Here is a 26,166-nt window from a genome sequence, read left to right as displayed (position 1 = left end):
GCGGATGATCAGAAACGGTCTGATCGATCAGGAAAATCGCTTTTTTCGGCTAAATCCGCCGTTGCGTTAAACCCCCGGGCACTTTGCCAGTCGTAGTCCTATAAGCTGTGTAAAAGGCTGTTGCCCAGCCAGTCGTATTCAGGAGTTCTGTGCAATGACGCGCACTCGAAAAATCGTCGCCTGGTGCTGCGCCAGCGTCGTTCTGTTAATTGCCATCGCGGTATTGGTCCTGGTGTTTTTTGACTGGAACCGCATCAAACCACCCCTCAATGCCAAGGTCTCCGAAGAGTTGCACCGCCCATTCGCCATCAACGGCAACCTGGCGGTGGTGTGGCAGCGTGAGCCCGACGAGGGTGGCTGGCGGGCCTGGGTGCCCTGGCCCCATGTGATTGCCGAAGACCTGAGCCTGGGCAATCCCGATTGGTCCAAGCAACCGCAGATGGTCACGCTCAAGAAGGTCGAGTTGCGTATTTCGCCATTGGCGTTGTTGGCACAACGCGTGGTGATCCCGCGTATCGACCTCACCGAACCGAGCGCCGACCTGCAGCGCCTGGCTGACGGCCGCGCCAACTGGACCTTCAAGTTCGACCCCAAGGATCCCGACGCCGAGCCTTCCAGCTGGGTGGTGGATATCGGCGCCATCGGCTTCGACAAGGGCCACGTCACCCTCGACGACCAGACCCTCAAGACCCGGCTCGATGTGATCATCGACCCGCTGGGCAAACCGATTCCCTTCGGTGAAATCGTCGGAGACGCGGATGCCAAAAAGGCCCTGGAAAAAGGCTCGGCGCCCCAGGACTACGCGTTCGCCCTCAAGGTCAAGGGTCAGTACCATGGCCAGGCGCTCGCCGGCACCGGCAAGATCGGCGGCCTGCTCGCCCTGCAGGACGCGGCCAAGCCGTTCCCGCTGCAGGCCCAGGTCAAGATCGCCGACACCCGCATCGCCCTGGCCGGCACCCTGACCGACCCGCTGAACCTCGGCGCCCTGGACCTGCGCCTGAAGCTCGCCGGTGCCAGCCTGGGCAATCTCTACCCGCTGACCGGCGTGACGTTGCCCGATTCGCCGGCGTATTCAACCGACGGTCATTTGATCGCCAAGCTGCATGAAGCCAGCGGCGCGTCGTTCCGCTATGAAAACTTCAACGGCAAGATCGGCAACAGCGATATTCACGGCGACCTGGCCTACGTGGCCAGCCAGCCACGGCCCAAGCTCAGCGGCGCGCTGGTGTCCAATCAGCTGCTGATGGACGACCTGGCGCCCCTGATCGGCGCCGATTCCAATGCCAAGCAGAAAGCCCGTGGCGGTGAAAGCAAGCAACCGGCGACCAAGGTGCTGCCGGTCGAAGAGTTCCGCACCGAGCGCTGGCGCGAGATGGATGCCGACGTGGAATTCACCGGCAAACGCATCGTGCACAGCGCCGAGCTGCCGTTCACCGACCTCTATACGCACCTGGTACTCGACAATGGTGAGCTGAGCCTGGAGCCCCTGCGCTTCGGCGTGGCCGGCGGCAAGCTCGATGCGCAGATCCGCTTGAACGGCCGTACCGCGCCGATGGAAGGCCGGGCGAAGCTCACGGCGCGTAACTTCAAGCTCAAGCAGTTGTTCCCAAGCTTTGAACCGATGAAAACCAGCTTTGGCGAACTCAACGGCGACGCCGATATTGCCGGGCGCGGCAACTCCGTGGCAGCGCTGCTGGGCACCGCCAACGGTGACCTGAAGATGCTGATCAACGACGGTGCGATCAGCCGTGGCCTGATGGAAATCGCCGGCCTCAACGTGGGCAATTACGTGGTGGGGCGCCTGTTTGGCGACAAGGAAGTGAAGATCAACTGCGCCGCGGCAGACTTCGGCATCAAGACTGGCCTGGCGACCACCCGGTTGTTTGTGTTCGATACCGAGAACGCGATCATCTACGTCGATGGTACGGCGAATATGGCGACCGAACAGTTGGACCTGACCATTACCCCGGAGTCCAAGGGCTTCCGTTTGTTCTCCCTGCGCTCACCGTTGTATGTGAACGGGCCGTTCATCAAGCCCAATGCGGGGGTCAAGGCCATTCCCCTGGCGCTGCGTGGCGCGGGCATGGTCGCGCTGGGTGTGATCGCCGGCCCGGCGGCCGGGTTGCTTGCACTGGTTGCCCCAAGCGGCGGCGAGCCCAATGCCTGCGCACCGTTGCTGCAACAGATGAAAGAAGGCAAGGCGCCCAAGACTGTGAAGTAACGGACTGCACCTGAAAGCAAATGTGGGAGGGGGCTTGCCCCCGATAGCGGCAGATCAGCCAATACATCGTTGACTGAACCACTGCTATCGGGGGCAAGCCCCCTCCCACATGGGTAGTGCTGTGCGGCTGATTACAGGCCTTCTAGAATATCCGCCATGTCATCGGCGTGTTCTTCTTCCTGGGCGAGGATGTCTTCGAAGATGCGACGAGTTGTCGGGTCCTTGTCGCCGATGTACTGGATGATCTCGCGATAGCTGTCTACCGCGATCCGCTCGGCCACCAGGTCTTCGTAGACCATTTCTTTCAGCGAATTGCCCGCCACGTATTGCGCGTGGGAGTTCTTCGACAACAGGTCGGGGTTGAACTCCGGCTCGCCGCCCAGTTGCACGATACGTTCGGCGAGTTTGTCGGCGTGCTCGGCTTCCTGGGTGGCGTGTTCCAGGAATTCATCGGCGGCGACGCTGGCTTTCAGGCCGCTGGCCATGAAGTAGTGACGCTTGTAGCGCAACACGCAGACCAGCTCGGTGGCCAGCGATGCGTTGAGCAAGCGGATAATCTCTTCGCGGTCGGCGTCATAGCCTTCGGTCACGGCACCGTTTTCGACGTTCTGGCGGGCGCGGCTGCGCAGGGTCGCAACGTCAGTCAATTGTGCTTCAGTCATCTCAATCTCCTGGGGCTAATCCGGTTTTACGCCACGCTCTGCCGGCGTGATCGCTCCCAGTTGTGAGTGGCGAGAGAGGCGAAAAGTTTTATCGGATTTAACAGGATGTGTCACGACTGGGTCTGACGGGTGTCGTCCAGCGCTCCGACAGGACCACCCCACCCAAGGTCAGCAACCCTCCCACCAGGTGATAAAGCGCCAGCTCTTCCTTCAGCACCACCGCCGCAATCAAGGCGGTAATCAACGGCAGCAAGTTGAAAAACAAGGTGGTACGGCTGGGCCCCAGGGTTCTGACCGAGTGCATCCACGCCAGCGGCGCCAGCATCGAAGCCAGCAGGCACGCATACAGCACCAGCGGGATATTCGCCCAGCCCAGGCCTGCCTTGGCCGAGCACAGGAACAGCGGTAACAGCACCACCACCGCCACCAGCACTTGCAAATACAACAGCACCAACGGCGGCAGGCGCAGGTGCCATTTTTTCAGCAAGGTGCTGTAGACCGCGTAGGCCAGGGTGGCGACCAGCATCATGCCGTCACCGAGGTTGATCCCGTGTTGCAGCAACGCGCCCAGGCTGCCGGATGACACCACCACCACAACCCCCGCGAACGACAGCACCGCGCCAGTCAGCGCGCCATAGGTCAAGCGCTGGCCCAGGCTGATGATGGCGGCAGTCAGGGCCATCAGCGGCATCAGCGAGAGGATGATGCCCATGTTGGTGGCGCTGGTCAGCGTGGCTGCGTAATAGGCCAGGCTTTGATACACGGCCATGCCCAGCACGCCGAGAATGAAGATCTTGCCCAGGTTTGGGCGAATCAGTGCCCAGTGGGCGATCACCGGCTTGAGCATGAACGGAGTGAACAGCAGCGCCGCGAACAGCCAGCGATAAAAGCCGATTTCAGCCGGGAAGATCGAACCCACCGCCAGTTTGTTGACCACGGTGTTGCCGGCCCAGATCAGAATGGCCAGCAGGGGATACGCGTATTGCATCGAAAGCACACCCAGTGTGTTGAAGAGGCGGGATTATCCCTTGTCTGGATCGCAGCCTATACTGCGATCCAGACAACCCGCCCTCGAATCCAGACAATATGTCCAGACACACCGTACGCCTGCCCGATTTCGTCCGCTTGCCGAGCCCGGTGTACTTCCGCTATTGCGACTTTGCCCCGGACACCGAATGCACCCCGCACCAGCACGCCTGGGGCTCGCTGGACTACTCGGCCAGCGGGGTGATGCGCATGGAAGTGGCCGGCAGCCGTTTTATGTCGCCGCCGCAGTACGCGGTGTGGGTACCGCCGCATACCGAGCACAGTTCCTACAATGCCGAGGCGATCGTCTACCACTCGGTGGGCCTGGCGCCGGCCCTGTGCGAGCAATTGCCCAGGCAGCCCTGCACCCTGGCGATCAGTGACATCCTCAAGGCGATTCTCAAGGATTTCGCCCTGCGCGACGTCAATCGGCCGCAGACCGACGCCGATATCCGCCTGGCCCAGGTGCTCGTGGACCAACTCAAGCAGGCGCCGATCCACGATTGCTTCCTGCCTTACGCGCGCCATCCCGGCCTGCTGGGGGTGCTGGAAGGCATGCAGGCGCAACCGGGCGACAACCGCCCGCTGGCGCAATGGGCCGAGCAGGTGCATGTCAGCGAACGCACCCTGGCGCGCCGGTTTGTGCGCGAACTGGGCATGAGCTTTGGTGAGTGGCGCCAGCGCCTGCGCTTCCTGGCGGCCATTGAAGCGCTGGACAGCGAGCGCAGCGTGCAGCAGGTGGCATTTGACCTGGGCTACAGCAGCGCCTCGGCCTTTATCGCGATGTTCCAGCGCCATGCCGGCTGCACGCCGGAGCAATACCGTCGGGCGAATATTCGCGGCCGGTGAAGTTGTAACAGGCTTTGACTACACTGCGCTGTAGGCCGCGCCCTTCGGCGCGGTAACAGGGAGAAAATTCCATGAAGATGCTGCGTATTGCGCTGTTGATGATGGGCGTGCTGCTGTGTTCCCAGGGTTTTGCCGCCACCGCCCAGCAAAACAAAATGACCACCTGTAACGCCGAGGCCACCACCAAGACCCTCAAGGGCGATGAGCGCAAGGCTTTCATGAAGACCTGCCTGTCGACCCCGGCCGCCAACGACGCCAAGACCCTGACCCCGCAGCAGCAAAAGATGAAAGACTGCAATGCCGAGGCCAAGACCAAAGCCCTGGCGGGCGATGTGCGCAAGACCTTCATGAGCACCTGCCTGAAGAATTGATAGCCCCAGGCCATAGAGGCTGAGACACTTGCACACAGCCCCCCTGTAGGAGCGAGCTTGCTCGCGAAGAACTCAATTACCCCGCGTTTATTCAGAATAAACGCGTTATCGTTGGCGGCCTTCGCGAGCAAGCTCGCTCCTACACATCCTTTAACGCCGTTCGTTTTGAGGCTGTATGCCAACGTTTTCTCAGCGTCATGTGTTGTTGCTGGCCAGCTACATCATCATTTTCGGCGGACTGCTGCTGGTGCTGCCGCTGAAATTGCTGCCCAGTCTGCTGGCCGGCCTGTTGGTCTATGAACTGGTCAACATGCTCACCCCCCAACTGCAACGGCTGATCGAAGGGCGGCGTGCGCGCTGGCTGGCGGTGGCCCTGCTCGGCACCTTGATCGTCAGCGTACTTGCGCTGATCTTCGCCGGCGCCATCAGCTTTCTGCTCCATGAAGCGGAAAACCCCGGCGCTTCGCTCGACAAGTTCATGGGTGTGGTTGACCGTGCGCGCGGCCAGTTGCCGCCGTTCCTGGACGCCTACCTGCCGGCCAGCGCCGCCGAGTTTCGCGTGGCCATCGGCCAATGGCTGAGCAAGCACCTGAGCGAACTGCAACTGGTCGGCAAGGACGCCGCGCACATGTTCGTGACCTTGCTGATCGGCATGGTGCTGGGCGCGATCATCGCCCTGCAGCGCGTGCCCGACCTGACCAAGCGCAAACCCCTGGCCGCGGCGTTGTTCGACCGCCTGCACCTGCTGGTCCAGGCGTTTCGCAATATCGTCTTCGCCCAGATCAAGATCGCCGCGCTCAACACCGCTTTCACCGCTGTGTTCCTTGCCGTGGTCCTGCCGCTGTGCGGTATTCACCTGCCGCTGACCAAAACCCTGATCGTATTGACGTTCCTGCTCGGCCTGCTGCCGGTGATCGGCAACTTGATGTCCAACACCCTGATCACCATCGTGGCCCTGTCGTTGTCGATCTGGGTGGCGGTGGCGGCGCTGGGGTATCTGATCGTGATCCACAAGGTCGAGTACTTCCTCAACGCGCGCATCGTGGGCGGGCAGATCAGTGCCAAATCGTGGGAATTGCTGCTGGCGATGCTGGTGTTCGAGGCCGCATTCGGTTTGCCGGGGGTGGTGGCGGGGCCGATTTACTATGCGTATCTCAAGAGTGAGTTGAAGCTGGGGGGGATGGTTTGAAAGCAGCTGCAAGCTTCAAGCTTCAAGCTTCAAGCTTCAAGCTGCAAGCTGCAAGTGAGAGCGGGCTTGCTTCTACTTGCAGCTTGAAGCTGAAAACTTGCCGCTTAAACCCCGTATCGCTTGCTCGCCTCAATCGCCAAGCCACTCCCAATACTGCCGAAGATATTGCCTTCCACGTGCCGCGCATTCGGCAGCATCGCCGAAATGCTGTGGCGCAGCGCCGGGATGCCGCTGGAGCCGCCGGTAAAGAACACCGTGTCCACCTGGGCCACGCTCACCGAGGCGTCATTGAGCAACTGCGTGACGCTGCCGCGCACCCGTTCCAGCAGGTTGTCGATGGATGATTCGAACAGTGCCCGGCTCAGGTCCACGCTCAGGCCCGCTTCGATACGGTCCAGTGGTACATGGCGGCTGTCGGCCTGGGTCAGCTGGATCTTGGTCTCTTCCACTTCCATGGCCAGCCAGTGTCCGGCGCGCTGTTCGATCAGCTTGAACAGGCGGTCGATGCCGCCGGTGTCTTCGATGTCGTAGCGCATGCTGCCCAGGGCCAGTTGGGACTTTTGCGAGTACACCGAGTTGATGGTGTGCCAGGTGGCCAGGTTCATGTGGTGGCTGGTAGGCATGTAGGCGCCGCTCTTCATGCGGCTGCCATAGCCGAACAGCGGCATCATGCCGGCCAGCGAGAGCTGTTTGTCGAAGTCGGTGCCGCCGATGTGCACGCCGCCGGTGGCAAGGATGTCGCTCTGGCGGTTGTCGTTGTGGCGGCGATCCGGCGACAGACGCACCAGCGAAAAGTCGGACGTACCGCCGCCGATGTCGACAATCAGCACCAGCTCTTCTTTTTCAATGGTGGACTCGTAGTCGAACGCCGCCGCAATCGGTTCGTACTGGAACGAGATGTCCTTGAAGCCGATCTTGCGCGCCACGTCCACCAGGGTGTTCTCGGCTTCCTGGTCGGCCATCGGGTCGTCATCGACGAAAAACACCGGGCGGCCCAGTACCACTTCTTCGAACTCGCGGCCGGCGTTGGCTTCGGCGCGGCTCTTGAGCTGGCCGATAAACAGCGCCAGCAAGTCGGTGAACGGCATCGCGGTGCCGAGCACGCTGGTGTCGTGTTTGATCAGCTTGGAGCCCAGCAGGCTCTTGAGCGAGCGCATCAGCCGGCCTTCGTAGTTTTCCAGGTATTCATGCAGGGCCAGGCGGCCGTACACCGGGCGACGCTCCTCGAAGTTGAAGAACACCACCGACGGCAAGGTAATCTTGTCGTCCTCCAGCGCGATGAGCGTCTCCTCGCCGGGGCGGATCCAGCCGACGGTGGAGTTGGACGTGCCGAAGTCGATGCCGCAGGCACGGGCTGGGGATGGGTTTTTCATGTCTATCGGGTTCCGGTTGAAAAACGGCCGCGCAGTGTATGCCAGTCGCAGGCGCTTGCGTAGGCCGACCATCCGTTAAATCGCGCTTGAAAGTACGGGATTTGCCCCCACATCTGATGCATACGGCTGATGCCGATAACACTTTGACGTACCCCCGAGCCACAACCCTCAACAGGTGCAAACCAGCGCACGTTGTGCCCCGGGCAGTGCGATCTCGATAAAGGATGGTGAACCGCCGATGGATTTCAAAGATTACTACAAGATTCTGGGTGTCGAGCCGACGGCCGATGACAAGGAAATCAAGGCTGCCTATCGCAAGCTCGCACGCAAATATCACCCCGATGTAAGCAAGGAAAAAGACGCCGAAGCCAAGTTCAAGGACGCGTCCGAAGCCTATGAGGCGCTTAAAAGCGCCGACAAGCGAGCCGAGTACGACGAACTGCGCAAATACGGCCAGCACGGCCAGCCGTTCCAGGGCCCGCCGGGCTGGCAGAGCCGTGGCGGCTACGGCGGTGGCGGCGCGGGCACTGAGGACTTCTCCGATTTTTTCAGCTCGATCTTTGGTGGGCGCGGCGATGCCTTCGGTGGCGGCCAACGCCGTCCTGCCGGGCGCAAGGGCCAGGACGTGGAGATGCAACTGACGGTGCACCTCGAAGAGACGCTGTCCACCGAGTCCAAGCAGATCAACTTCCAGGTGCCGCAATACGACGCCTCGGGCCGGCACGTCAGCAACACCACCAAGAGCCTGAACGTGAAGATCCCCGCCGGCGTGGCCGACGGCGAGCGCATCCGCCTCAAAGGGCAGGGCGCACCGGGCATCGGTGGTGGCGCCAATGGCGACCTGTACCTGATCATCAAGTTTGCGCCACACCCCAAGTTTGAAGTGGACGGCGAAAACCTGATCATCAACCTGCCCCTGGCGCCATGGGAATTGGCACTGGGCGCGGAAGTGGCCGTGCCGACCCTCACCGGCAAGATCAACCTCAAGGTGCCCGCCAGTAGCCAGAATGGCCAGCGCATGCGTGCCAAGGGGCATGGGTTGCTGAACAAGGCCGGGCAGCGCGGTTACCTGTTCGTGCAGCTCAAGGCCGTGATGCCTAAAAGCAGCGACGAGGAGGTCAAGGCCTTGTGGCAGGAGCTGGCGCAGAAAGCGGCGTTCAACCCGCGCGAGCATTTCTGAGCGGCGATAAATAGCTAGGGCTTTGCACGCCGGGCGATCGGATAGGTTGGTTTTTTTCCCAGCCCGTCATGGATGGCCCTACTATGTCAGAACAACCCGCTACCACTGCCCCCGAAGGCACTTTCAATGTTGACCTTCGGGGCGTTCACTACGACTTCCTCAAAGAGCGCGTGCCTGCCTGGTTCAACCAAGGCACCGTCCAGCGCCAGGAGGAACTCGCCAACCACGAAATGGAACTGCCCAGTTGGTACCTGAGTGCCACGGCGCAGGAAAAAACCGCACTGGCTGACAGCCACACCCGCTACCGCGAGACCTTGAATAAGGTGGAGAGAAGCCTGGGCACTGTCCAGGATGTGCTGGCCTTTGCCGAGCAACCGCTTAAAGACGCGATCAAGAAACGCTTCAACCTGGAGCTGGACGTCAACCACGTCTACTTTGCGCGCAAGTATGGGTTCAAGGACCGTGACGACCTGTTCGGGGTGTTTGTCTTCGACCAAGTCAGCGACCCGGCGCTGCGGTATGAATACCGCACTGTTTCGTTACTTGAAGCCGCCCTGGCCAATTTTACCCCGCAGGAAGAACAAGCGAGTCCGTGCGCCGATTGCCAGATCATCACGACCGTGAGCGCTTCGTCTGGCGGTGAGGTCATCCCGACCTCAAGTGTGTTGACTTCGCACGCTCTGCCCATCCCTGCCCATGAGTTCGCCCAGCTGTGCCGCACCCTGGACCTGGGGACTTTGTATCAGCAGCACATCACCGCCATCGTCAAGCCAGATGACGCAACCGCACGCACGGTGCTGGAGCAGCAGCTGCAAGAACACCAGCGTCAACTGCTGGCGCTGAGTGCCGAGGTGGCGGTTCGCAGGCCTGAGTGGGGGATCAAGCCCGATGCCTACCGCATGATCCAACAGGTCATCGCTGACCCCGGTAGCGCCAGGCTCGATGGCAAGCCGGTGACGTTTGTCGGGCTCAAGGTATTTGGCGCCCAGTTGGTGGGCCCGTTGCTGATCGGGCCGGACCGTAATAACAGCGACAGGGTCGAGCGGCTGGTGGTGTATATCCCCAATGACCCCCAGCAACCGCTCAAGGAGTATGCCTCCCGCGGCGATTTTATGGCCGACCTGCGCACGCGTTTGCACAGCGCGTCGTACCGACGTTTTTTCAGCCGTTTTGTGGCTCAACGCGAGCAGGGTATTTTTTTCCGGCATTTCAATGCGCTGTACAAACCCGCCAACGGCAATGGGGCTGCAGGCGATTACCCGCTGGCGTCAAACCCGGTGAAATTGCCCCTGGATGAGTTGAGCATTACCGGCAACCTGTGGGAGCAACTGCGCGCGGCCCAGGTGCGCAAGATTCTGGCCGACGCCCGCGCTGTGGCCGTGCCCACCGAGGACGAAGACTACCAGGCGCGCATTGACCGCCTGGAAAGCTACACGAGTGCGGTCGTCAGCGTGTTCAACCTCCTGGCATTTGTGGTGCCCGGGCTCGGGCCGGTCATGCTGGCGGTGGGCGCAGCGCAGATGTGTACTGAAGTGTATGAAGGCATTGAGGCCTACGAGCAGGGCGACCTGAAGACGATGTGGGCACACTTTTCCAGCGTCGCGCTGAATGCGGCGATGCTGGCGACCGGGGCCAAGGTATTGCCCGAGGTCAAACTGGTGAGCATGGTTGATAACCTCAGGCCCGTCACCCTGGCAACTGGCAAGCAGGTGTTGTGGAACCCTGACATGACGCCCTACAAGGTGCCACTCGAACTGCCTGCGGATGCCAAGCCAGACGCCTTGGGGCTCTACGCGCACAACGGGCAGAAGGTGTTGCCCCATGAAGGCGACCACTATCAAGTCCGGCAGGCACCCGACACCGGCGAGTACCGCATCCAGCACCCCAGTCGTCCCGGCGCGTATGAACCGCTGCTGGAACACAACCACGCCGGCGCCTGGAGTCATGAAGTCGAAGAGCCGTTGACCTGGGACCAGCCGACCCTGATGCGGCGCCTGGGGCTGGAGCAGCGTGGGCTGGACACCGAAACGCTGGAGCAGGCGCGTGCCGCCAGCGGCATCGAAGAAGACGTGTTGCGCCAGACCTTTGTCGAGCATGAACCGGTGCCCTTGTTGCTCGAAGACACGATCCAGCACTTCAAGGTCCATCAAGAACTGACGACCTTTGTCGAGCAAATGCACAGCGCCGACCCGGCGGTGTACGCCCAGGCTGACCCGGTGCTGCAATTGCAGATGATGCGGCGACGCGGGATGTTGCCCGTTGACAGGCCGCTTCGGGTCATGAGCGACAACAGAGTGCTCTGGGAAGAGGAAGCCTCGGTGGCTGCTTCCCCGCTCGTCGTAGGGGTCGCGCCAAGCCAGATAGCGCGCGGTGAGTTGCTCAAAGAAGTGTTGATCAGCTTGCGAGACGTTGACCCCACCCTCAAGGAAATCCCGGGTACCGCCGAAGATTCACTCACTGTGCGGGCCGCCAAGTTGCGTCAGTACCTGGGCGACTCGGTGCAGATTTTCAAGGGTCCGCTGGTGGAGGAGCGCTACAAGGCACTGACCGCCTCGCAGGACCCCGACGTGCACTGGATCCTGGCAAGCTATCCCAAATTACCGACGGCGGTGGCCGAACACCTGGTCACACGCCTGAGTGCCGAGCAACTGCAAACCTTGCGCCGCACCGGGCTGTTGCCTGAAGACCTTGCCGAGCAAGCGCGATGGTGTGAACAGGAAACACGGGTCTCCCGCGCTTATGAGGGGCTGCACCTGGACACCCTGGCAGACATAGACAGCCAGCGCCTGGCGTTGCGCACCCTGGAGACTTTGCCAGGGTGGCCGCGGGGCACACGGGTGGAGCTGCGCCAGTATTCAGCGCAAGGGCCTCTACTGGATGCAATCGGTTCCCCGGACGTCACTGCCAGGACGTTGGTGCAAAAGGACAACGGTCTGTTCGAGGCGTCCCCGCCCAGGGATTTCTACGCGGCGGCCTGGGACCTGTTATCCGCCACCGAGCGCCAGGCGCTGGGCTTTACCGATGCGTTGCAAATGAAAGCCGCCCTCCAGCAAACGCCCCTGCCGCGTGCGCCGCTGCGTACGGTGTTGCTGGAGCACCCGCTGCTCAAGCCAAGTGTCGATCCGACACTGCGACTGCTGGGCGGTGGTCGTGGCTTTCGTAAGCTGGCGGCGAGGATTTTTGGGCCTTCAGAGGCGACGGTAAAAGAGCGGCGACTGAAACGGGTACGTGATTTGTACCCCTCCATGGCTGAGGACGACGTCACTGCATTTATCGAGTCATTGGGTGAGGATATCGAAGGTGGGCTCAGCCGCCGGGAAGCCGAGCTGAAGACGTTGACGAAGGCATTGGGTGACTGGGTCAAAGCCAACTCACCGCAACCCACTGCCGGACAGGCGCGCCACTTTTCTTCCGCGCAGTACATCAGCGATATCCTCATGAGTCACTGGCGTCGTGAAGTGACGGGCTCAATGCACTTGCTAGGGAGGGGATTGGAACTGCCGGCATTGAGCGCCGACTTCAGTCATGTCAACACGCTTGAACTGCACAATGTCAGGTGGACTGCGAACGCGGACGCTTTCCTTGAAAACTTCACTCACCTGCGAGGGTTGACGGTGACAAGCAGTGGGCTCACCACGCTGCCCGTCGTGGTCGGTGAAATGAACAACCTGACGTCGTTGGACTTGGCCTCCAACGGCATTCGGTTGACCTCCCAAAGCGCCGGACTGCTGAACGCCCTTGGCAACCTTGAAGTGCTTTACCTCACCAATAACCCGCTGGGCATAATGCCGGACTTCAGCGCTATGCCCCGGCTGAGAAACCTGAACTTAAGGAATACGCAGCTGGGCCAATGGCCAAGGGGGCTGGAGGCGCACACGGGGCTGGAATCCGTTGACTTGAGCCATAACCTTCTGCGCGAGGTGCCCCAGCGCAACCTCAACCCAGCGCCTGAGCAGCTCGAAGCGAGTGCGCGGCTCAATGCCGTCACCTTGCTTGAGGGCAACCCATTTCCTGCCGATTACTGGCAGCAATTCGACAACTACTGGCAACGCCTGAATCAGGTCCGGCCGGATCTGGTGAAAAGTGCGCGCGACAGGGCGTTTGACAACGGCAACCCTGTGCTTGAAAAAGTGCGCCGCCTGTACCCGAACAAGCGTATGCAAGAGGCCAGGGAGTGGATCTGGAACCTGGGCGCCGGTGCCGAGGCGCAGCTGACCCGGCTGGAATTGGAATTCAATACCCTGGAGCGGCAGTTGAGCGCCTGGACGCTTTCGGGCGCGGGTGAACGTCAACGCTATGTACGAACTAATGAACGGCAAGCTAACGCAGGAAGGCTGGATGACCGTTACCGCGCCAAGGAGCGCATTCTCGCCTGCTGGCGCCGGGAAACCCCGCAATTGCTCAGCAACGACGGGCAGCCGATTGGCCTGGAGCTGGACTTGAGTCGCCTGACACTGCCGAGCTTGCCGGACCTGGAGGCCGATTTCAGCCATGTCGGCTCACTCAAGTTGAACAACATGGGCCTGAGGACCTCGCCCGAAGGCTTCCTCTCACGCTACACACATGTGCGTTGGCTGGACCTGGCAAACAACCTGCTGCACGAATTGCCGCCGGCCCTGGGCGAAATGCACGGTCTGACCCGTTTGTTCCTGAATAACAATCTCATTCGCCTGAGCCCCGCAACGGCGCAAATCCTGTCGCAGCGTGTGACCTTGCGTGCGCTATGGCTGCACAATAACGTGCTGGGCATCACGCCGGACTTCAGCCTGATAACCGACATGCGCTCCCTCAGCCTGAATAACGCTGGCATCGATACCTGGCCAATCGGTTTGGTTGAGCAGCCGTTGTTGGACCAGATAGAGTTGAGTAACAACACCATCACAACCATTCCGGCTTCCGTCATTGCACCGCCTGAGGAACAGTTGGCGCAGACGGCGCGGGTCAATAACCTGACGTCCGTATCCGGCAACCCCTTGACTGCGGACACCTTGCAACAGGTTCGGCAATACAACCTGCGTCTTGAACAGGCGGGGTTGGCGTCAGCGCAAAACCCGAACCGCTTGGTGACCACCGCACTGAACATCCGTGCCGCTGTGGTGCCCGGTGCGGCTATGCGGCAGGCGTTCGAGCGCTGGGCGCGAAACCTTCCTGCAGACCAGGTGAGCGCCAGGAGTGCCCAGTGGCACGCGCTACGGGGTGAGGAGCGCGCCGGCCCGTTCTTTGACATCCTTGATCGTCTACAGCCAGCAGGCCCCGGCCAGGCTGACCTGCAGCGTCGCGTTTGGGAAGTGATCGACAGCATCAGCGAAAACACTGCGGAATCTGAAACACACCGCAAGGAACTGTTCGACTTGGCTGGCGAGCCCGGTTGTTGTGATCGCGCCGCGTTTTCCTTCAGCAACCTGGAGGTCAGGACGCTGGTCTTCAGGGCGCGGGCGCAGGCGGCGGGGCAGGCAGAAGGCGTGCAGCTATCGAGTCTGTCCAAAGGGTTGTTCCGTTTGCACGCGGTCGACACGTTCGCCTCCGCGGACATTCAGCGCAGCGAAGCCATCGTCAACGACTCTGCGGTGTCGATGGCAGACAAGTTGCCGCATACCCAACGCCTGTTGGAAGAGGTGGAGATCAGGCTGGCGTATCGCTTCGGCCTCAAGGACCGTCTGCAGTTGCCGGGGCAACCGCAACAGGTCAGCTTCACCCAGATGGGCGCTGTCACCCCGGCCATGCTGGATGCCGCCTACGAAAAAATCATCGCCATGGACAACTCCGTTGAGGAGTTTCAGGCCCTGTTGTCCCGTGAATTCTGGCAGGAGTATGTGACTCACAGATACCGCGCCCAATTTGATGCGCAGAGCGAGCCTTATCAGCGGCAGCTGTCCGAATTGCAGGCCACGCGCGCCGCCGGGGAATTGGCCCAACCTGCCTATAAGGCGCAGGTCGATGACTTGCAGGCTCAGATGGCGATTAAGGAAAGCGAATTGATCCATACGCTCAGCCGTCAGGAAATCGCTGAAATCCTGCTGCCAAAGGACGAACTTGAAGTGCTGGTCGATCCTGGCAAGCGCACAGCGCGTGAGTTACAGCTCTCACAGGCACGAGCCATCGAGTTCAATGGGAAACAGTACTTTGTTGCCAGTCTGCCCGACGGGGATGGCGAGCATTACCTCTTGTGGGTGCAGGCACCGGACAACCCGTTTGCGTTGGTCAGCAGTTCGATTCTCGCCAAGCCCGATGTCGATGGGGTGTGGAAACGTCCACGCACGGCGGGTGGGATGGTACCGGGTGTTTCGGGCGATGAGCTTGAAGGCGCATCCGGGTCCCTGCCGACGGCGCTCTACACGACGCAGGAGTCGGATTTCATGCGGCGCGAAATTCACGCCTCAACCCTGCCCAATACGCCCGGCAGTTACAACCGTGCGAACAACGGTAAGTACCCCCTCAGGGACTATCAGGGCAGGCCGATACGTATTCGCAAGTTGCAAAGTGCCGTCAGGCAGGAGAAGTCCGGCATCCGCTACACGTCAGAGCAAGTCAAGCCTTACATCCAGTTTGAAGGGTATGAGAAAGTCGGCGCACGTTACGAAGAGAAACTGCAGCTACGTACATTCACCGCGCAGGACATGAAGGTCCCCGAAGAGCAGTCCCTGGTAGGGCAGTCCATGGTGGTGGCCAACAGGCAAATCGCCAAAGGGGAATCAGTCGGTGTTTACGGTGGGACCGTACTCCCTGCTGGCGTCTTTGGTTCATCAGGTCAAACCTACGTCATCTCTGTCGGCAGTCGCGCAACCCTTGACGGGGGCCGACTGGGTTCGGAGCCGGTGTACCTGTCAGGCGACAACATCCTCTCCAGAATCAACACCACCCTTGAGTATGACGCGGATGGAAAACCGGTGCGCCAGGCCGCGTCGGGGTACAACGTCGAAGTCGTGCCGTTCAATGTTGAGGCGGATATGTGGCTGGGCGTGGGGCCTGGGGCCACCACTAAAAGAAAGAACTATGTGCTGTCGGTGGTCTTTGCAACCGAAGATATTCCGGCCGGTGCCGAGCTGCGAATGGACTATGAGTACACCGAAGCCATGGTGAAAAAAGTGTTCGTGTAAATCCGATGTCGGGGCGTGTGTGCGCATCGTGCAAGCGCCACCGCGCCGCCGGCTACCTGGTCAGCGGCCTTTCAAAACAGGAAGTAACGCTGGGTCATCGGCAGCACATCCGCAGGTTCGCACCATAGCAACACACCGTCGGCCTTGACTTGGTAGGTTTGTGGGTCCACTTCGATGTCCGGCAGGTAATCGTTGTGGATCAGGTCGGTTTTCTGCACGTTGCGGCAACCCTTGACCACGGCGATCTGCTTCTTCAACCCCAGGGACTCGGGCAAGCCGGCGTCCTGGGCGGCCTGGCTGATAAAGGTCAGGCTGGTGGCGTGCAGCGAACTGCCGAAGCTGGCGAACATCGGGCGGTAATGCACGGGCTGAGGCGTGGGGATGGAAGCATTCGCGTCGCCCATCAGGCTGGAGGCAATCGCGCCGCCCTTGAGGATCAGGCTCGGTTTGATGCCGAAGAACGCCGGGCGCCATAGCACCAGGTCGGCCCACTTGCCCACTTCGATGGAGCCGACAATATGACTCACGCCGTGAGTGATCGCCGGGTTGATGGTGTACTTGGCGATATAGCGTTTGGCGCGGAAGTTGTCATTGCCCGGGCCGTCGCCGGGCAGGGCGCCACGTTGTTTTTTCATCTTGTCGGCGGTCTGCCAGGTGCGCGTGATCACTTCACCGACGCGGCCCATGGCCTGGCTGTCGGAGCTGATCATCGAGAACGCGCCGAGGTCGTGCAGGATGTCTTCGGCGGCGATGGTCTCGCGGCGGATGCGGCTTTCGGCGAAGGCCACGTCTTCAGCAATGCTCGGGTCCAGGTGATGGCAGACCATCAGCATGTCCAGGTGCTCATCGATGGTGTTACGGGTGAACGGCCGGGTCGGGTTGGTGGAGCTGGGCAGCACGTTGGGGAAACCGCAGGCCTTGATGATGTCCGGCGCGTGGCCGCCACCGGCGCCTTCGGTGTGGTAGGTGTGGATGGTGCGGCCCTTGAGGGCGGCGAGGGTGGTTTCGACGAAGCCGGACTCGTTGAGCGTGTCGCTGTGGATCGCGACCTGCACGTCGTATTGATCGGCCACGCTGAGGCAGTTATCAATGCTCGCGGGCGTGGTGCCCCAGTCTTCATGCAGCTTCAAACCGATGGCGCCGGCCTTGACTTGCTCGATCAACGGCTCCGGCAAACTGGCGTTGCCCTTGCCGGTAAAACCGATGTTCATCGGGAACGAGTCGCTGGCCTGGAGCATGCGCGCCAGATGCCATGGGCCGGATGTGCAAGTGGTGGCGTTGGTACCGGTGGCAGGTCCCGTGCCGCCGCCGATCATGGTGGTGACGCCGCTGGTCAGCGCTTCTTCGATCTGCTGCGGGCAGATGAAATGCACGTGGGAGTCGATGCCGCCTGCCGTGAGGATCATGCCTTCGCCGGCGATCACTTCAGTGCTGGCGCCGATGGCCATGGTCACGCCGGGCTGGATATCCGGGTTGCCGGCTTTGCCGATCGCATGGATGCGGCCATTCTTCAAGCCGACGTCGGCCTTGACGATGCCCCAGTGGTCGATGATCAGCGCGTTGGTGATCAGGGTGTCCACCACTTCATGGGCGAGCAGTTGGCTCTGGCCCTGGCCGTCGCGGATGACCTTGCCGCCGCCGAATTTCACTTCTTCGCCGTAGACGGTGAAGTCCTGTTCGACTTCGACGAACAGTTCGGTGTCGGCCAGGCGGACTTTGTCACCGACGGTGGGGCCGTACATGTCGGCGTAGGCTTGGCGGGTGATTTTCATGTGTGTAAGCCCTGATAAAGATGTGTTGAATGGGAAATCGCTATCGGGGGCAAGCCCCCTCCCACATTTGGAGCTGTGAATACCTTCAACGGTGGGAGGGGGCTTGCCCCCGATGAGGCCCTAAAGGTCGCCCATGATCCGCCCGGCAAACCCGAATACTCGCCGCCCGCCGCTTAAATCCACCAGCTCGACTTCACGACTCTGCCCCGGTTCAAACCGCACCGCTGTTCCCGCCGGAATATTCAGGCGCATGCCGCGACTGGCGGAGCGGTCAAACTCCAACGCGTCATTGGTCTCGAAAAAATGGTAATGCGAACCCACCTGAATCGGCCGGTCGCCGCTGTTGGCCACGCCGAGGGTGATGGTGCGACGGCCGACATTCAGTTCGATGTCGCCAGGCTGGATCTGATACTCACCAGGAATCATGCAGGTTGCCCCAGAGTCTTGAAGTAAATGGCGGTCGGGCTGTAGCGCCCGTCCGGGCTTTGGCAGTAGTCGGGCAGTTCACCGATCTTGGTGTAGTGCAGCGACTGGTAGAAGGCTTCGGCACCGGAACCGGCCTCGGTGTCCAGATAGAGCAAGCCGCGCTTGTGCTGGCGTGCGGCGAGTTCCAGGGTGTTCATCAATTGCTGGCCCAGGCCGTGACGGCGGGCGCTGCTGTGCACCAGCAGCTTTTGCACTTCGGCGCGGTTGAGGCCGTTGGCTTTCTGGCACAGCGCCAATTGCACGCTGGCGACCACCCGTTCTTCCCGCACGACTACCCACAATAGCAGGCTGGCGTCTTCGATACCGGCTTGTACGCCGGTCAGATACTCGCGGGCCTGGGTCTCATCGAAGTCGGCCATAAAGCCCACCGAGGCGCCATGCTGCACCGCGTCCAGCAACAGTTCGATCAAGCCCAGGCGGTAATGGGCAAAACTTTCCGCATTGACTCGACGCAGGTGTGCAGCGCTCATCGATCTCACTCCTTGGGCGGCTCACAGCCCGGATTCAACGTCAGTTGCATAAAGGTCAGGTCCAGCCAGCGGCCGAACTTGATGCCTACCTGGGGCATCTGCCCGGTAGTGATGAAGCCCAGGCGTTCATGCAGGCGGACGGACGCCAGGTTGCCACTTTCAATGGCCGCGACCATGACGTGCTTGCCGCAACTGCGGGCGCGCTCGATCAGGGCCTGCATCAGGCGTGGGCCTAGGCCTTTGCCGCGCTGGTCATTGCGCACGTACACCGAGTGTTCGACGCTGTAGCGAAAGCCCTCGAAGGGGCGCCAGTCGCCGAATGAGGCGTAGCCGGTAACTTCATCGTTTTCCACCGCCACCAGGATCGGGTACTGCTGCGCCTGGCGTGCGCTGAACCAGGCCTGGCGGTTGGCCAGGTCCACTGGTTGCTCGTTCCAGATCGCTGTGGTGTTGAGCACCGCGTCGTTGTAGATAGCGCGGATCGCCGGCAGGTCGTGTTCGGTTGCTTCACGAATCATCACAGCGTCTCATGCAATGGGTTGATGAACGGTGACCAGCTTGGTGCCGTCGGGGAAGGTGGCCTCCACCTGGATATCCGGGATCATTTCCGGGATGCCTTCCATCACCTGTTCGCGGCTGAGCAGGGTGGTGCCGTAGTGCATCAGGTCGGCCACGGTACGGCCGTCGCGGGCGCCTTCCATCAGCGCGGCGGAGATGTAGGCGATGGTTTCCGGGTAATTGAGCTTCACACCGCGCGCCAGGCGCCGTTCGGCGACCAGGCCTGCGGTGAAGATCAGCAGCTTGTCTTTTTCCCGTGGGGTCAGGTCCATGGTTCAAGGTCCTTTGAATACATTCTTAAATACAATGCAGGTCAAGTGTAGGAGGGGGCTTGCCCCCTCCCACATGTTGATCTTCATGTGCTCCAGATTCGTGGTGCGACTGCTTCGCGGCCCAGCAGCGCCGGGCGTAACAACCGCCATAAATCAATCAACCACCCCCGCGCCAGCAGCGCTTCACTGGCCAGGCAGCGCGCCACCAGCAACCCGGGCAATTGGGTCAAGTCGCCGCGCACCGCGTGTGGCAGTGAGCGGCATTGTTCGAGCAATTGGGGATCGACCTCACCGGTCACCAGCAACGTGGCAAACACCGGCTGGCCGTCCAACCCGATGGGCGAATCCAGCAACCCGTCGCCGCCCACGATGCGCTGGCGCTCATGCCAGAGCAACTGGCCGTCGCGGCGAATATCCAGGTGCGCTTGAAAGTGGCCGAGATCAAACCGCTCGCCGCTGGCCGGGCGCCCGAGAGCGACCACATCCCAGTAGAACAACCGCGCATCGCCTTGCAGCTCAATGCGCGTGGTGAGCTCGGCCTGGGCGGCGCTGAACACGATGGTTTCCTGCGGCAGCCATTCCAGCGTCGCGCCGGCCTCGACGGTCAACGCGACGTGCTGAAATGCCGGGCCACTGGCGCGGTACCACTTGGCTGCGCCGGGGCTGGTCAACTGCGCCCAGGCACCGGCGCCGACGTGGGCGCTGATGTCCAGGCGATCGCCACCGGCAATCCCGCCGGGCGGGTGCACGATGATGTGCTGGCACACCTCGGGGCCTTCGGCATACAGGTGCTTTTGCACCCGCAGCGGGCCAAGGTGACGGCGCATGACCGGGCGCGTGGTGTCGCCGAAACGCGCATAGCCCAGTTCCAGCTCGGCGTGCCAGCTGGGGGTGAACAGGGCAGGGGAAACGGGCAGGTTCATGGCAGAGTGCTTATCGTCAGGAGGCCACAGATTAGATGGTTACAAGACCGCGCACACCCTCGCTTTCCATATTTTCACCACGGCCCTGCTGCACGATTTCGCCGCGTGACATCACCAGGTACTGGTCGGCCAGTTCGGCGGCAAAATCATAGAACTGCTCCACCAGCAGGATCGCCATATCACCACGGGCGGCGAGTTTCTTGATGACTGCGCCGATTTCCTTGATCACTGACGGCTGGATGCCTTCGGTGGGTTCATCGAGGATCAACAGGCGCGGACGGCTGGCCAGGGCGCGGCCGATCGCCAACTGTTGCTGCTGGCCACCGGACAAGTCGCCGCCGCGCCGATGCTTCATTTGCAACAGTACCGGAAACAGTTCGTAGATGAAGGCGGGCACTTCCTTGGCCTCTGAACCAGGGAAACGCGACAGGCCCATCAACAGGTTTTCTTCCACCGTCAACCGGCCGAAAATCTCGCGGCCCTGGGGCACGTAGGCGATGCCGGCATGCACGCGCTGGTGCGGCTTGAAGCCGGTGATGGTTTTGCCTTCCCAGTTCACTGCGCCTTCCTTGGCCGGCAGCAGGCCCATCAAACATTTGAGCAGGGTGGTCTTGCCCACGCCGTTACGCCCGAGCAGGCAGGTGACTTCGCCGATCTTCACATCGAAGGACAGCCCGCGCAGGATGTGGCTACCGCCGTAATACTGGTGCAGCTTGTCGACTTGCAGCATTCCAAAAACCTCCTCAATCCCTGTAGGAGCGAGCTTGCTCGCGAAAAACCTGAGGGCACCGCGTGCATTCAGAATGCCCGCGCTATCGTTGACGATCTTCGCGAGCAAGCTCGCTCCTACAGGAAAACCACCTTAGCGACCGAGGTAAACCTCGATCACCCGCTCGTTTTCCTGCACCTGTTCCAGCGACCCTTCGGCCAACACGCTGCCCTGGTGCAACACGGTGACGTGGTCGGCAATCGAGCCGACAAAGCCCATGTCATGCTCCACCACCATCAACGAGTGCTTGCCGGCCAGGCCTTTGAACAGCTCGGCGGTGAATTCGGTTTCGGCGTCGGTCATGCCCGCCACCGGTTCATCCAGCAGCAGCAGTTGCGGGTCCTGCATCAGCAGCATGCCGATTTCCAGGAACTGCTTCTGGCCGTGGGACAGCAAACCGGCGGGCCGATGCACCGAGGCGCTGAGGCGGATGGTGTCGAGCACTTGATCGATGCGGTCTTTCTGTTCGCCGCTCAGGCGTGCGCGCAGGCTGGCCCACACCGACTTGTCGGTTTTCTGCGCCAGCTCCAGGTTTTCGAACACGCTGAGGGCTTCGAATACCGTGGGTTTCTGGAACTTGCGGCCGATACCGGCCTGGGCGATCTGCACTTCGCTCATGCTGGTCAAATCGAGGGTTTCGCCGAACCAGGCGTTGCCGTGGCTGGGCCGGGTCTTGCCGGTGATCACGTCCATCAGCGTGGTCTTGCCCGCGCCGTTGGGCCCGATGATGCAGCGCAGTTCACCGACGCCGATGTAGAGGTTGAGGTCGTTGAGCGCCTTGAAGCCGTCGAAGCTGACGCTGATATCTTCCAGGGTCAGGATGGTGCCGTGGCGGGTGTTGAGCCCAGAGCCTGCGGCCTGGCCGATACCGATCGCATCGCGGCCGCTGCCCGCATCGAAAATAGGTTCAAGCATGACGTTCCTCATTTCTTCAGCAGGCCGATGACGCCCTTGGGCAGGTACAGGGTGACGATAATGAACAGCGCTCCGAGGAAGAACAGCCAGTATTCCGGGAATGCTACGGTGAACCAGCTCTTCATGCCGTTGACCACCCCGGCGCCGAGCAGTGGGCCGATCAGCGTGCCACGCCCGCCCAGGGCCACCCACACGGCGGCTTCGATGGAGTTGGTCGGCGACATTTCGCCGGGGTTGATGATGCCCACCTGCGGCACATACAACGCACCCGCCAAACCGCACAGCACGGCGCTCAACACCCACACGAACAGCTTGAAGCCACGCGGGTCGTAGCCGCAGAACATCAGGCGGTTTTCCGCGTCACGCAGTGCAGTGAGTACGCGGCCGAATTTGCTGCGGGCCAGGCGCCAGCCGATGTACAGGCTCGCCACCAGCAACAGCACCGTGGCCACGAACAACACCGCCCGCGTGCCAGGTTCAGTGATGCCAAAGCCGAGGATGCTGCGGAAATTGGTAAAGCCGTTATTGCCGCCAAACCCTGTCTCATTGCGAAAGAACAACAGCATTCCGGCAAACGTCAGGGCCTGGGTCATGATCGAGAAATACACACCCTTGATCCGCGAGCGGAAGGCGAAGAAGCCGAACACCAGGGCCAGCAGGCCTGGCGCCAAGACCACCAGGCACAGCGCCCACCAGAAGTGTTGAGTGCCCACCCAGTACCAGGGCAATTCGGTCCACGACAAAAAGGTCATGAATGCCGGCAACTCATCGCCCGATGCCTGGCGCATCAGGTACATGCCCATGGCATAACCACCGAGGGCGAAGAACAGGCCGTGGCCGAGGGACAACATGCCGGCGTAACCCCACACCAGGTCCAGCGCCAGTGCGACGATGGCATAGCAAAGAATCTTGCCGACCAGCGTCAGGGTATAGGCCGACACATGCAGCGGGTTTTCCGGCGACAGCAGCGAACACAAGGGCAGTGCCAGCAGCAGGAACAGGATCACCACGCCCACTGCAATGGTCACCTTGGGGCCGGCCTTTTGCGTGGCCGTTAGCATCAGTGGCTGATTCATCAGTCGATCACCCGTCCTTTCAGTGCGAAGAGTCCTTGCGGGCGTTTCTGGATAAACAGAATGATCAGCGCGAGGATCAGGATCTTGCCGAGTACGGCGCCGATCTGCGGTTCCAGAATCTTGTTGGCGATCCCCAGGCCAAAGGCCGCCGTCACGCTGCCGGCCAACTGACCGACACCGCCGAGCACCACCACCAGGAACGAGTCGATGATGTAACTCTGGCCCAGGTCCGGGCCGACGTTGCCGACCTGGCTCAGCGCCACGCCGCCCAGGCCCGCGATGCCGGAGCCGAGGCCGAAGGCAAGCATGTCCACCCGCCCGGTGGGCACGCCGCAGCAGGCGGACATGTTGCGGTTCTGGGTGACAGCGCGCACGTTCAGGCCCAGGCGCGTCTTGTTCAGCAGCAGCCAGGTCAACACCACCACGAACAGCGCGAACGCAATGATCACCAGGCGGTTGTACGGCAGCACCAGGTTGGGCAGCACTTGAATGCCGCCGGACAGCCATTGCGGGTTGGACACTTCAACGTTCTGCGCACCGAACACCAGGCGCACCAACTGAATCAGCATCAGGCTGATGCCCCAGGTGGCGAGCAGGGTTTCCAGTGGCCGGCCGTAGAGATGGCGAATCACCGTGCGCTCCAGCGCCATGCCGATGGCGGCGGTGACGAAGAACGCCACCGGCAGTGCGATCAGTGGGTAGAACTCGATGGCCTGGGGCACGTAGCGCTGCATCAGCAACTGCACCACGTAGGTGGAATAGGCGCCGAGCATCAGCATTTCGCCGTGGGCCATATTGATCACGCCGAGCAGGCCGAAGGTGATCGCCAGGCCCAGGGCTGCGAGCAATAGAATCGATCCCAGCGACATTCCGCTGAAGGCTTGGCCGAGGATTTCACCGAACATCAACTTGCGTTTGACCTGGGCCAGGCTGGTTTCGGCGGCGGTGTGCACGCTGGCATCGGTTTCGACGCCGGGCGCAAGCAAGGCTTCGAGGCGCGTGCGGGCGAGCGGGTCGCCGGTGCTGCCGAGCAAACGCACCGCGGCCAGGCGCACCACTGGATCGGTGTCGACCAGTTGCAGGTTGGCCAGGGCCAGGCTGAGGGCGCTGTGCACATCCTCATCGGTCTCGGCGGCGACCTGCTGGTCGAGGAATTTCAGTTGCGCAGGCACCGCGCTTTTTTGCAGGGTGCGGGCGGCATTGAGGCGCACCTTGGGGTCGGCGGCGAGCAATTGCTGGCTGGCTTGAACGTTGTCGATCAGGCCGCGCAGGCGGTTGTTCAGGCGCAGGGTTTTGGTTTCGCCGTTGAGCGTGAGCCGGCCTTGTTGCAGCGCGTCCACCAGCTCGATGCGCGCAGGGTCGGGGTTGGCGGCCCAATCCTGGAGGAGTTTGGCTTGCTGCACCGGGTTGGCGGCAAGGAAGTCTTCGGCGTCGCCTGCGTGTGCGGCCAAAGGCAGCAACAGCAGCACGGCGAGGATGAAACGGTGGAGGGCAGTGGGCATACACAATGTCCTGATCATGCGGGGACAGTGTGGGAGGGGGCTTGCCCCCGATTGCAGTGTGTCAGTTGATGAATATATGTCTGACACTGCGCTATCGGGGGCAAGCCCCCTCCCACATTTTTAGCCTGTGGTGGGCTTCAGTTGCTCTTCACCGCATAGTCCGGCTTCTTGTCATTGCCCGGAATGTACGGGCTCCACGGCTGCGCCCGAATCGGCGCTTCGGTCTGCCACACCACCGAGAACTGCCCGTCGGCCTGGATTTCGCCGATCATCACCGGCTTGTGCAGGTGGTGGTTGGTCTTGTCCATGGTCAGGGTGAAGCCAGACGGCGCGGCGAAGGTCTGGCCGGCCAGGGCTTCACGCACTTTGTCGACGTCGGTGGACTTGGCTTTCTCCGCCGCCTGCGCCCACATATGGATGCCTACGTAGGTGGCTTCCATCGGGTCATTGGTCACGGCTTTATCCGCGCCCGGCAGGTTGTGTTTCTTGGCGTAGGCTTTCCAGTCGGCGACGAATTTCTGGTTCACCGGATTCTCCACCGACTGGAAATAGTTCCACGCCGCCAGGTTGCCCACCAGCGGCTTGGTGTCGATGCCGCGCAGTTCTTCTTCACCCACGGAGAATGCCACCACCGGTACATCGGTCGCCTTCAGGCCCTGGTTGGCCAGTTCCTTGTAGAACGGCACATTGGAGTCGCCATTCACGGTGGAAATCACTGCGGTCTTGCCGCCGGCGGAGAACTTCTTGATGTTGGCGACGATGGTCTGGTAGTCGCTGTGGCCGAACGGGGTGTAGACCTCTTCGATATCCTTATCCGCCACGCCTTTGGCATGCAGGAAGGCGCGCAGGATCTTGTTGGTGGTGCGCGGGTACACGTAGTCGGTGCCGAGCAGGAAGAAACGCTTGGCGCTGCCGCCTTCTTCGCTCATCAGGTATTCCACCGCCGGGATCGCCTGCTGGTTCGGCGCCGCACCGGTATAGAACACGTTCGGCGACATTTCCTCGCCTTCGTACTGCACCGGGTAGAACAGCAGGCCATTGAGTTCTTCGAACACCGGCAGTACGGATTTACGCGACACCGAGGTCCAGCAGCCGAACACCACGGCGACCTTGTCCTGGGTCAGCAACTGCCGGCCTTTTTCCGCGAACAGCGGCCAGTTGGACGCCGGGTCCACCACCACCGGTTCGAGCATCTTGCCGTTCACACCGCCCTTGGCGTTGATCTCGTCGATGGTCATCAGCGCCATGTCTTTAAGCGAAGTTTCGGAGATCGCCATGGTCCCGGACAACGAGTGCAGGATGCCGACCTTGATGGTCTCGGCGGCCTGGACGGTCCAGGTCAAGCCCATGGCCGCAATGGATGCCGACAAGGTGAATGCCTTGATCAAACTGCGACGCTTCATAGTGCGATCTCCGTGAACTCAACAAGGGTGTGAGGGACAAGTTGAGCAGGGG

General features: G+C 61.4%; 20 protein-coding genes. 6 read left to right on the top strand and 14 right to left on the bottom strand.

Annotation, left to right across the window (positions count from 1 at the left end; genetic code table 11):
• Window positions 1-154 precede the first annotated feature (154 nt).
• The gene (locus BFQ04_RS14870; RefSeq protein ID WP_065951483.1) at window positions 155-2,221 is read left to right on the top strand and encodes an AsmA family protein; all 2,067 of its coding nucleotides are present in this window, start codon (window positions 155-157) and stop codon (window positions 2,219-2,221) included.
• A gap of 131 nt (window positions 2,222-2,352) precedes the next feature.
• Here BFQ04_RS14870 and BFQ04_RS14865 read toward each other — a convergent pair whose 3' ends face one another.
• Together BFQ04_RS14865 and BFQ04_RS14860 are read right to left on the bottom strand one after the other, a co-directional pair.
• Window positions 2,353-2,883, bottom strand: a complete 531-nt coding sequence (locus tag BFQ04_RS14865; RefSeq protein WP_065951482.1) for a ferritin-like domain-containing protein — start codon at window positions 2,881-2,883, stop codon at window positions 2,353-2,355.
• 97 nt (window positions 2,884-2,980) lie between these two features.
• Window positions 2,981-3,871: a DMT family transporter gene (locus tag BFQ04_RS14860; protein ID WP_065951481.1), complete on the bottom strand. Its 891-nt coding sequence runs from the start codon at window positions 3,869-3,871 to the stop codon at window positions 2,981-2,983.
• A 98-nt stretch (window positions 3,872-3,969) separates the two neighbouring features.
• Here BFQ04_RS14860 and BFQ04_RS14855 point away from each other — a divergent pair, with 98 nt between their 5' ends.
• The 3 genes from BFQ04_RS14855 to BFQ04_RS14845 all read left to right on the top strand — a co-directional run bounded on the left by BFQ04_RS14855 (window position 3,970) and on the right by BFQ04_RS14845 (window position 6,318).
• Window positions 3,970-4,758 carry an AraC family transcriptional regulator gene (locus tag BFQ04_RS14855; protein ID WP_065951480.1) on the top strand — a complete coding sequence of 263 codons (789 nt, stop codon included), beginning with the start codon at window positions 3,970-3,972 and terminating at the stop codon, window positions 4,756-4,758.
• Window positions 4,759-4,829: 71 nt separating this feature from the next.
• Entirely contained in the window at window positions 4,830-5,129 is a 300-nt protein-coding gene (locus tag BFQ04_RS14850; protein ID WP_065951479.1) for a PsiF family protein, read from the top strand.
• A 175-nt stretch (window positions 5,130-5,304) separates the two neighbouring features.
• The gene (locus BFQ04_RS14845; RefSeq protein WP_065883382.1) at window positions 5,305-6,318 is read left to right on the top strand and encodes an AI-2E family transporter; all 1,014 of its coding nucleotides are present in this window, start codon (window positions 5,305-5,307) and stop codon (window positions 6,316-6,318) included.
• A gap of 104 nt (window positions 6,319-6,422) precedes the next feature.
• Here BFQ04_RS14845 and BFQ04_RS14840 read toward each other — a convergent pair whose 3' ends face one another.
• Window positions 6,423-7,691 (bottom strand): Hsp70 family protein, encoded by a 1,269-nt coding sequence (locus BFQ04_RS14840; RefSeq protein WP_065951478.1) that lies wholly within the window; start codon window positions 7,689-7,691, stop codon window positions 6,423-6,425.
• Between the two features lie 238 nt (window positions 7,692-7,929).
• On the opposite strand from BFQ04_RS14840, the gene BFQ04_RS14835 reads away from it, so the two are divergent.
• Window positions 7,930-8,871 carry a DnaJ C-terminal domain-containing protein gene (locus tag BFQ04_RS14835; RefSeq protein ID WP_065951477.1) on the top strand — a complete coding sequence of 314 codons (942 nt, stop codon included), beginning with the start codon at window positions 7,930-7,932 and terminating at the stop codon, window positions 8,869-8,871.
• 83 nt (window positions 8,872-8,954) lie between these two features.
• Window positions 8,955-15,968 (top strand): dermonecrotic toxin domain-containing protein, encoded by a 7,014-nt coding sequence (locus BFQ04_RS14830; protein ID WP_065951476.1) that lies wholly within the window; start codon window positions 8,955-8,957, stop codon window positions 15,966-15,968.
• Between the two features lie 71 nt (window positions 15,969-16,039).
• Here the strand turns inward: BFQ04_RS14830 and ureC are convergent, their stop codons facing one another.
• From ureC to urtA, 11 genes are all read right to left on the bottom strand, one after another.
• The gene (gene ureC, locus BFQ04_RS14825; RefSeq protein WP_065951475.1) at window positions 16,040-17,740 is read right to left on the bottom strand and encodes an urease subunit alpha; all 1,701 of its coding nucleotides are present in this window, start codon (window positions 17,738-17,740) and stop codon (window positions 16,040-16,042) included.
• Between the two features lie 120 nt (window positions 17,741-17,860).
• A complete protein-coding gene (locus BFQ04_RS14820; RefSeq protein WP_065951474.1) occupies window positions 17,861-18,166 on the bottom strand; it encodes an urease subunit beta in 306 nt (101 codons plus the stop codon).
• Entirely contained in the window at window positions 18,163-18,696 is a 534-nt protein-coding gene (locus BFQ04_RS14815; protein WP_065951473.1) for a GNAT family N-acetyltransferase, read from the bottom strand. The genes BFQ04_RS14820 and BFQ04_RS14815 overlap by 4 nt, the downstream gene beginning before the upstream one ends.
• A gap of 5 nt (window positions 18,697-18,701) precedes the next feature.
• Complete coding sequence (locus BFQ04_RS14810) at window positions 18,702-19,214, bottom strand: GNAT family N-acetyltransferase (protein WP_065951472.1); 513 nt, start codon at window positions 19,212-19,214, stop codon at window positions 18,702-18,704.
• A 9-nt stretch (window positions 19,215-19,223) separates the two neighbouring features.
• Window positions 19,224-19,526 carry an urease subunit gamma gene (gene ureA / locus BFQ04_RS14805; protein WP_003171437.1) on the bottom strand — a complete coding sequence of 101 codons (303 nt, stop codon included), beginning with the start codon at window positions 19,524-19,526 and terminating at the stop codon, window positions 19,224-19,226.
• 83 nt (window positions 19,527-19,609) lie between these two features.
• Window positions 19,610-20,449, bottom strand: a complete 840-nt coding sequence (locus tag BFQ04_RS14800) for an urease accessory protein UreD (RefSeq protein WP_065951471.1) — start codon at window positions 20,447-20,449, stop codon at window positions 19,610-19,612.
• A 31-nt stretch (window positions 20,450-20,480) separates the two neighbouring features.
• A complete protein-coding gene (gene urtE, locus BFQ04_RS14795) occupies window positions 20,481-21,179 on the bottom strand; it encodes an urea ABC transporter ATP-binding subunit UrtE (protein ID WP_065951470.1) in 699 nt (232 codons plus the stop codon).
• 132 nt (window positions 21,180-21,311) lie between these two features.
• Window positions 21,312-22,145, bottom strand: a complete 834-nt coding sequence (urtD, locus tag BFQ04_RS14790; RefSeq protein WP_162515419.1) for an urea ABC transporter ATP-binding protein UrtD — start codon at window positions 22,143-22,145, stop codon at window positions 21,312-21,314.
• Window positions 22,142-23,209 (bottom strand): urea ABC transporter permease subunit UrtC, encoded by a 1,068-nt coding sequence (urtC, locus tag BFQ04_RS14785; protein WP_065951468.1) that lies wholly within the window; start codon window positions 23,207-23,209, stop codon window positions 22,142-22,144. Before urtC ends, urtD begins: the two co-directional genes overlap by 4 nt.
• Window positions 23,209-24,711, bottom strand: coding sequence for an urea ABC transporter permease subunit UrtB (urtB, locus tag BFQ04_RS14780; RefSeq protein WP_065951467.1), 1,503 nt, complete (start codon window positions 24,709-24,711; stop codon window positions 23,209-23,211). Before urtB ends, urtC begins: the two co-directional genes overlap by 1 nt.
• A gap of 137 nt (window positions 24,712-24,848) precedes the next feature.
• Window positions 24,849-26,114 carry an urea ABC transporter substrate-binding protein gene (urtA, locus tag BFQ04_RS14775; protein WP_065951466.1) on the bottom strand — a complete coding sequence of 422 codons (1,266 nt, stop codon included), beginning with the start codon at window positions 26,112-26,114 and terminating at the stop codon, window positions 24,849-24,851.
• Window positions 26,115-26,166 lie beyond the last annotated feature (52 nt).

The sequence above is a fragment of the Pseudomonas sp. 37 R 15 genome (assembly GCF_900004865.1).
Lineage (GTDB): Bacteria > Pseudomonadota > Gammaproteobacteria > Pseudomonadales > Pseudomonadaceae > Aquipseudomonas > Aquipseudomonas fluorescens_AM.
This window is presented reverse-complemented; position numbering and strand designations above follow the sequence as displayed.

Excerpts from the sequence above, each read along its gene's own strand:
- BFQ04_RS14870 (WP_065951483.1), top strand. The coding sequence starts at position 155 with ATGACGCGCACTCGAAAAATCGTCGCCTGGTGCTGCGCCAGCGTCGTT.
- BFQ04_RS14865 (WP_065951482.1), bottom strand. The coding sequence starts at position 2,883 with ATGACTGAAGCACAATTGACTGACGTTGCGACCCTGCGCAGCCGCGCC.
- BFQ04_RS14860 (WP_065951481.1), bottom strand. The coding sequence starts at position 3,871 with ATGCAATACGCGTATCCCCTGCTGGCCATTCTGATCTGGGCCGGCAAC.
- BFQ04_RS14855 (WP_065951480.1), top strand. The coding sequence starts at position 3,970 with ATGTCCAGACACACCGTACGCCTGCCCGATTTCGTCCGCTTGCCGAGC.
- BFQ04_RS14850 (WP_065951479.1), top strand. The coding sequence starts at position 4,830 with ATGAAGATGCTGCGTATTGCGCTGTTGATGATGGGCGTGCTGCTGTGT.
- BFQ04_RS14845 (WP_065883382.1), top strand. The coding sequence starts at position 5,305 with ATGCCAACGTTTTCTCAGCGTCATGTGTTGTTGCTGGCCAGCTACATC.
- BFQ04_RS14840 (WP_065951478.1), bottom strand. The coding sequence starts at position 7,691 with ATGAAAAACCCATCCCCAGCCCGTGCCTGCGGCATCGACTTCGGCACG.
- BFQ04_RS14835 (WP_065951477.1), top strand. The coding sequence starts at position 7,930 with ATGGATTTCAAAGATTACTACAAGATTCTGGGTGTCGAGCCGACGGCC.
- BFQ04_RS14830 (WP_065951476.1), top strand. The coding sequence starts at position 8,955 with ATGTCAGAACAACCCGCTACCACTGCCCCCGAAGGCACTTTCAATGTT.
- ureC (WP_065951475.1), bottom strand. The coding sequence starts at position 17,740 with ATGAAAATCACCCGCCAAGCCTACGCCGACATGTACGGCCCCACCGTC.
- BFQ04_RS14820 (WP_065951474.1), bottom strand. The coding sequence starts at position 18,166 with ATGATTCCTGGTGAGTATCAGATCCAGCCTGGCGACATCGAACTGAAT.
- BFQ04_RS14815 (WP_065951473.1), bottom strand. The coding sequence starts at position 18,696 with ATGAGCGCTGCACACCTGCGTCGAGTCAATGCGGAAAGTTTTGCCCAT.
- BFQ04_RS14810 (WP_065951472.1), bottom strand. The coding sequence starts at position 19,214 with ATGATTCGTGAAGCAACCGAACACGACCTGCCGGCGATCCGCGCTATC.
- ureA (WP_003171437.1), bottom strand. The coding sequence starts at position 19,526 with ATGGACCTGACCCCACGGGAAAAAGACAAGCTGCTGATCTTCACCGCA.
- BFQ04_RS14800 (WP_065951471.1), bottom strand. The coding sequence starts at position 20,449 with ATGAACCTGCCCGTTTCCCCTGCCCTGTTCACCCCCAGCTGGCACGCC.
- urtE (WP_065951470.1), bottom strand. The coding sequence starts at position 21,179 with ATGCTGCAAGTCGACAAGCTGCACCAGTATTACGGCGGTAGCCACATC.
- urtD (WP_162515419.1), bottom strand. The coding sequence starts at position 22,145 with ATGAGGAACGTCATGCTTGAACCTATTTTCGATGCGGGCAGCGGCCGC.
- urtC (WP_065951468.1), bottom strand. The coding sequence starts at position 23,209 with ATGAATCAGCCACTGATGCTAACGGCCACGCAAAAGGCCGGCCCCAAG.
- urtB (WP_065951467.1), bottom strand. The coding sequence starts at position 24,711 with ATGCCCACTGCCCTCCACCGTTTCATCCTCGCCGTGCTGCTGTTGCTG.
- urtA (WP_065951466.1), bottom strand. The coding sequence starts at position 26,114 with ATGAAGCGTCGCAGTTTGATCAAGGCATTCACCTTGTCGGCATCCATT.